The organism is Allobosea sp. 05T422_2, assembly GCF_056396265.1.
Genome location: NZ_JBFTLD010000359.1, coordinates 1 through 5723 on the forward strand (window position 1 = coordinate 1; position 5723 = coordinate 5723).

The window sequence follows — 5723 nt, forward strand, 5'->3', positions numbered from 1 at the left end:
CTGCGACCTGCCGGACGTCGGCTGGCCGGACCACCGCGCGGGCAAGTCCGTGTCGCCGGCCGCGCCAGTCCTCGCAGAACGGCGCGATGGCGTCAGCGTCGGTCAGGACATGGTCGGCTCCAACGATCTGCTCGAGCTCGTTCAGGGGGGGCGTGGACATTGCGTTCTCCTGGAAAGCCGCGAGCGTGAACGTGAGGGTTGAACCGCAGCCCGCATGAAGCAGGCGGCGGTTCAATCATGTCCGCCGAGCCTAGTCGATCTTCGTCTGAGGCCAGCCGTGGTCATCGTGGATTGCGGTGAAGGCCGGGCGGGCTACAGCTCGCCCGGCTCAGGTGTTCAGCGTGCCGGCGACTGACCGAGTTCGTGCAGGAGCGCCGCGCCGGTGCGAAGCCCGCTGTAGAAGCAGTCGAGAGTCAGGTTCTCATTTGGCGCATGGTTCGCTTCGTCGGGGTTCGCGTAAGGGGTGACGAAGGCGGGAATGCCGAGGATCTTGGTGAAGACATAGCCTGGCAGGCTGCCGAACCCCGCGGGGATCAGCAGTGGCTCTTCGCCCTGGGCCTTGACAAAGGCCTGGCGCAACGGCGTCGTAAAGGGCGAGGCGATGGGAGACTTCGAGGGCTGCATCCCCCTGTCCTGAGCGATGAACTCGACCTCTGGGGCATGCTTGGCCACATGGTCCGCGACCTTGCGCAGAATGTCCTCCGGGTCCTGCGCCTCGACCAGGCGGATATCGCATTTCACGAAAGCTTCGTTCGGCAGCACGGTCTTGGTGCCGGGCCCGCCATAGCCGCCGTGGAAGCCGTTGATGGTCAGTGTCGGACGAAAGCAGAGGCGCTCGTAGAAGGGGCGGTCGGCAGGTGCGTCCAGGCGATCAAGCCCCAGGCTCTGCTTCACCGCCTCGGCGGCGCGGGGGAGGCGCTCGATAGCCGCGAGTTCCTCTGGTGTCGGCGGCTCGATATCGTCGTGGAGGCCCGCGATGGTGATCTCGCCCGCAGCATTCTTCATGGTGCCGAGCAGGTGTACGAGCGTCCAGATCGGATTTGGCACCACGCCACCGAAATTGCCGGAATGCACGTCCCGATTGGCGTGACGACAGCGCAGATCGAAGGAGATCACGCCGCGTGAGCCGAACTTGATCGCGGCCGCACCGCTGGCATGGCGCGGACCATCGGCCGTGACGGCGAGATCGGCCCTCAGCTTGTCCTTGTTGGCCCGCACGAAGTCGGCGATGTGCGGGCTCCCGATCTCTTCCTCGCCTTCCAGCAGGAGGATGACATTGCAGGGAAGCGTGCCATGCACCTTAAGATGCGATTCGATCGCCATCATCTGTGCGAAATGCTGGCCCTTGTTGTCGCCGACCCCGCGCGCATAGAGCCGGCCGTCGCGGATCGTCGGCTCGAAGGGCGGCGAGAGCCATTTGTCGAGCGGATCGGGCGGCTGCACGTCATAGTGGCCGTAGAGCAGCACTGTGGGCTTGCCCGGCGCCTTTTCCCAACGCCCGATGACCATGGGGTGCCCTTCGGTGGGCACCAGTTCGGTCTCGAGCCCGATATCGGTCAGCATCTTGACCAGCAGTTCTCCGACTTCAGCGATGCCGATATTCTCGGCACTGATGCTCGGGTGGCGCAGATAATCGATCAGACGATCAAGGAAAGGGGCGCGGTTCGCCTCGATATGATCGAAAACCGCGGCCAAGGTGTCGGAGGAAGCCATAAGTCTTGCACCTGCCAGAATTAGGAGAGCCAAAGTCGCACCCGTTCTGGTTACGATGGCCGCGGCAAACCCGTCCATGCGCGACATGAATGCGCGCCATCTCCGGACGCTGGATGCCGGTCCGTCGCTGCTGTCGCCAACGGCCTTGCGACGGCCGGGCCGATGGCGTCTGCTGGATCAGGTGATCAGTTGATTGTGAAAGGCGAAGTCGAGGCAGYCCTGGATGTGCTGCTCCAGAATAGCCTGAGCCTCCACAGCGTCCCGCCTCAGTGCACAGCCGAGCAGCGCCTTGTGCTCTTCGGCTGCAATCGCGCCGCGGAAGATCACGAAGACCATCTGGTACCGAAGGTAACGGTCATAGACGCCGGAATGGACATTCAGCAGGGCCTTGGAGCCGCAGGCCGAGACCAGGGCCTGGTGAAATTCCCAGTCGTAGCGCTTCCACTGCTCCGCTTGCGTGCGGTCGCCCGCGAGCAGGCTCGCTTCCATCCGCGCCAGCTTGTGATGGGCGGCAACGACGCGGCCTTCCCATTCCATGTCGCCGGACTGGAATGACTGCGCCAGGGCGCTCCTCTCGATGAGCAGCCGAAGCGCCGCGATCTCCTTCAGATCCTCGGCCGAGCACGGCGCAACCTGGAAACCGCGCTGTCCCTCTGCCGTGATCAATCCTTCCGGAGTGAGGCGGCTGAAGATTTCGCGCAGGGTGCCGATCCCGACGCCATACGCTGTCCGCAATTTTTCCAATGGCAGGCGTTGGCCGGGGCGAAGACGCCCGAAGACGATGTCCGTGCGGATGCGCTCATAGGCTTGTTCGCCGGTCGAGATCGGCGCGATGTCGTCGCCTGCAAAATCCGTCACGATGTCCGCCATGCCCTGCGCGCACCTTTTCGAGAGGGCCGTCCTACGACGCGTGCAGCCTCCGCGCCAGAACCAATGAGTGACGGCTGAAATCAATATCATCGGATGATTGTGATATTATCAGTTGATGACGGCTTCGCTAGATGTAATGTGCTCGCAAGGTCGCCCGAGAGGCGCCCAATGGCGGCAGAGCCGTAACGGCCATCCCGGGGAGGAACGAGAATGATCAAGTCGAAATTGAACCGCCGTCAGGCTCTGTTGGCCGGCGCGGTCGGGCTTGCGGCGCCGAGCCTGTTGCTGCGGCCTGCGCTGGCGGTGACGCCGGCGGAGATCAAGGCGAAGGGCAAGCTGGTCGTGGGCATCCAGGGCGACAATCCGCCCTGGGGCTTCGTCACCAGCGCCGGCAAGCAGGATGGGCTGGATGCCGATATCGCGGCGCTCTTCGGCAAGGAGCTCGGCGTCCCCGTCGAGTTCGTGCCGCTCGAGGTCAATAACCGCATCCCGGCCCTGACCACGGGGCGCGTCGATGTGCTGTTTGCGACGATGGCGATGCTGCCCGAACGGGCCAAGGTGGTGCAGTTCAGCAAGCCCTATGTCGCCAACACGATCGTGCTGATCGGGCCGAAATCGGCGGTGATCAAGACGAATGAGGACATGGCGAAGTTCACTATCGGCGTGGCCAAGGGCGCAGCCCAGGATACCCAGGTCACCAAGAACGCGCCGGCCAGCACGACGATCCGGCGCTATGACGGCGATGCCCCCAGCATCCAGGCGCTGGTCTCGGGCCAGGTCCAGGCGCTTGGCGGCAACATCTTCTACATCCAGCGTATCGAGCAGGCCCGGCCGGGCGAATTCGAGAACAAGCTCGAATTCCAGAACCTCTACAACGGCGCTTGCACCCGGCAGGGCGAGAAGGAGATCAACGCCGCCCTCAACGCCTTTATCGACAAGATCAGGGCGAATGGCGAGCTCCAGAAAGTCTACGACAAGTGGATGAAGGTTCCCGTCCACAAGTTCCCCGACAGCCTCGAAGGCATCTCCTTCTCCGCAAGCTGAGCGCGCTGCTCGCTCGCTCCTTCAGATTTTGCCTGCAGGCCGGCCGCGTTGACTCCGGCCTGCACGCGCCTTGCCGCGCATGCGCGACGAGGCGCCAAGGATATCGACATGAGCAATCGCATCTACGTCCTCAACGGCCCCAATCTCAATCTGCTCGGCCAGCGCGAACCCGCGATCTACGGAACGACCACGCTCGATGAGGTTCGACAGCGCTGTATCGAGAAAGCCGGGACGCTGGGTTTCGAGATCGACTTCCGCCAGACGAATTTCGAGGGCGAGCTGGTGGAGAGCGTGCATCAGGCCCGCATCGAGGCGTGCGGGATCATCATCAATCCGGCCGGCTACACCTTCACCTCAATCGCGTTGCTCGATGCCCTCAAGATGTTCGACGGTCCGAAGATCGAGCTGCACATTTCCAACGTGCATGCCCGAGAGAGCATCTACCACAATTCGCTGATCTCCCGGACGGCGACCGGCATCCTGATCGGCTTCGGCGCAGCCGGTTACGAACTGGCGATCCAGGCCATGGCCGGCCTGGTCGGGCCCAGCTGATCCCTGCGCGCCATGCGGTCAGCGGCAGAGCATGCGAAGCACGGTCTCGATCGCGCTGAGCCGTCGGCGCTCGCGGGCTTCCGGCGCCCCCATGTCGTGCCCGAAGACCTGCTGGATGCTGGCCCGGTTGGAGACATTGTAGAAACTCAGCGCGCTGATCGTCAGATGGATGTCGATCGGGTCGAGACCCTCCCGAAACACTCCCTCGCGCAGTCCGCGCTCATAGACCTCGCCGATCATGTCGATGACCGAGAGGTTGAGATCCGCGATCTTGGGAGAGCTCTGGAGATGCCGGGCATGGTGGATGTTCTCGACCATGACGAGGCGGACGAAATCCGGATTGTCGGCGTGATAGTCGAAGGTGAAACCCGTCAGCGACACGATCGCTTCGCGCGGGGGCAGGGCAGCCAGATCGAGGCTGCGCTCGAAATTGCGGATCCGGGCATAGGCCTCCTCGAGCACGGCCCGGTAGAGTCCCTCCTTGTCGCCGAAATAATAGTAGATCATCCGCTTGCTGGTGGAGGTCTTCGCCGCGATCTCGTCGACCCTCGCACCACTCAGCCCATTCTCGAYGAACTCGTCACGCGCGACCGCCAGGATATTGCGGCGAACGCCGTCGGGGTCCTGGGTCCAGCTCGCGGATTTTCGCGTGCCAGCCGGCCGCGCCGGCGAGGCCGGCATCTCATTCGTCTTGCGGCTTCCAAGCATGGACAGACCCCGGCGCCGACTGTGCGGCTGTAAATGAACCGTTCAGTTCAATTGACTTGACCAATTGAACCGTTTCGTACATTTAACATCGACAGGCGATCGCGCAAGCCGAACGATCGCTCATACTCAAGGCGCCCACCCAGAGGCGCTACCGCCAAAGACGGGAACCGGATCGACCCACTCAGAAGGTCGGCCGCTCAGGGAAGCGCCATGAACTACAAGCTTGATTTCACGCCTGTACTGGATGGGTTGCCGAGCCTTCTGACCGCCTGTCTGGGAACGCTGTTCCTGGCGCTCGGCGGCATGGTGCTGGCCATCGTCATCGGCATCGGCGGTGTTGTGCTGCGCGACTCGCGGATCAAACAGGTGCGCTGGCTGGTGATGGCTTTCGTCGAGCTGATCCGGAACACGCCCTTCCTGGTGCAGATCTATTTCATCTATTTCGCATTGCCGCTCCTGGGCGTGCGGCTCGACCCGACGCCGACGGCCATTATCGCGCTGGGCATCAATGGCGGCGCCTATGCCATCGAGATCATCCGTGGCGGCGTTCAGTCGATCAGCAATGGGCAGGTCGAAGCCGGTCTCGCGCTTGGCCTGCACAAGGCGCAGGTCTTCCGGCTGATCGTTCTGCGGCCGGCGCTGCGCGCGATCTTTCCCTCACTGACCAGCCAGTTCGTGCTGCTGACGCTGACGACCAGCGTCGCCTCCGCGATCTCTGCCTATGAGCTGACCTCAGTCGCACAACGGATCGAGTCGGACAGCTTCCGCAGCTTCGAGGTCTACGGGACGGTGACGCTGTTCTACCTCGTCATATCCTGGCTGATGATGCGCTTCTT

Annotated in this window: 6 protein-coding genes; 3 read left to right on the forward strand and 3 right to left on the reverse strand. The window is 63.1% G+C overall.

The features are described from left to right. Positions 1-336: 336 nt before the first annotated feature. Positions 337-1713 carry a M20/M25/M40 family metallo-hydrolase gene (locus tag AC1DJT_RS33760; RefSeq protein ID WP_476768607.1) on the reverse strand — a complete coding sequence of 459 codons (1377 nt, stop codon included), beginning with the start codon at positions 1711-1713 and terminating at the stop codon, positions 337-339. 177 nt (positions 1714-1890) lie between these two features. Continuing rightward, positions 1891-2583 (reverse strand): GntR family transcriptional regulator, encoded by a 693-nt coding sequence (locus AC1DJT_RS33765; RefSeq protein WP_476835786.1) that lies wholly within the window; start codon positions 2581-2583, stop codon positions 1891-1893. A gap of 210 nt (positions 2584-2793) precedes the next feature. Here AC1DJT_RS33765 and AC1DJT_RS33770 point away from each other — a divergent pair, with 210 nt between their 5' ends. Next, the gene (locus AC1DJT_RS33770) at positions 2794-3627 is read left to right on the forward strand and encodes a transporter substrate-binding domain-containing protein (protein WP_476776341.1); all 834 of its coding nucleotides are present in this window, start codon (positions 2794-2796) and stop codon (positions 3625-3627) included. Between the two features lie 108 nt (positions 3628-3735). Next, the gene (locus tag AC1DJT_RS33775) at positions 3736-4179 is read left to right on the forward strand and encodes a type II 3-dehydroquinate dehydratase (RefSeq protein ID WP_441489912.1); all 444 of its coding nucleotides are present in this window, start codon (positions 3736-3738) and stop codon (positions 4177-4179) included. A gap of 18 nt (positions 4180-4197) precedes the next feature. Here AC1DJT_RS33775 and AC1DJT_RS33780 read toward each other — a convergent pair whose 3' ends face one another. Beyond that, the gene (locus AC1DJT_RS33780) at positions 4198-4887 is read right to left on the reverse strand and encodes a TetR/AcrR family transcriptional regulator (RefSeq protein WP_476835787.1); all 690 of its coding nucleotides are present in this window, start codon (positions 4885-4887) and stop codon (positions 4198-4200) included. 210 nt (positions 4888-5097) lie between these two features. Here AC1DJT_RS33780 and AC1DJT_RS33785 point away from each other — a divergent pair. Next, positions 5098-5723 (forward strand): amino acid ABC transporter permease (locus AC1DJT_RS33785; RefSeq protein ID WP_476835788.1); only part of this gene is annotated, 626 nt, incomplete at its 3' end.

Coding starts and splice junctions, on each gene's coding strand:
- AC1DJT_RS33775 (WP_441489912.1), top strand. CDS start 3,736: ATGAGCAATCGCATCTACGTCCTCAACGGCCCCAATCTCAATCTGCTC.
- AC1DJT_RS33770 (WP_476776341.1), top strand. CDS start 2,794: ATGATCAAGTCGAAATTGAACCGCCGTCAGGCTCTGTTGGCCGGCGCG.
- AC1DJT_RS33760 (WP_476768607.1), bottom strand. CDS start 1,713: ATGGCTTCCTCCGACACCTTGGCCGCGGTTTTCGATCATATCGAGGCG.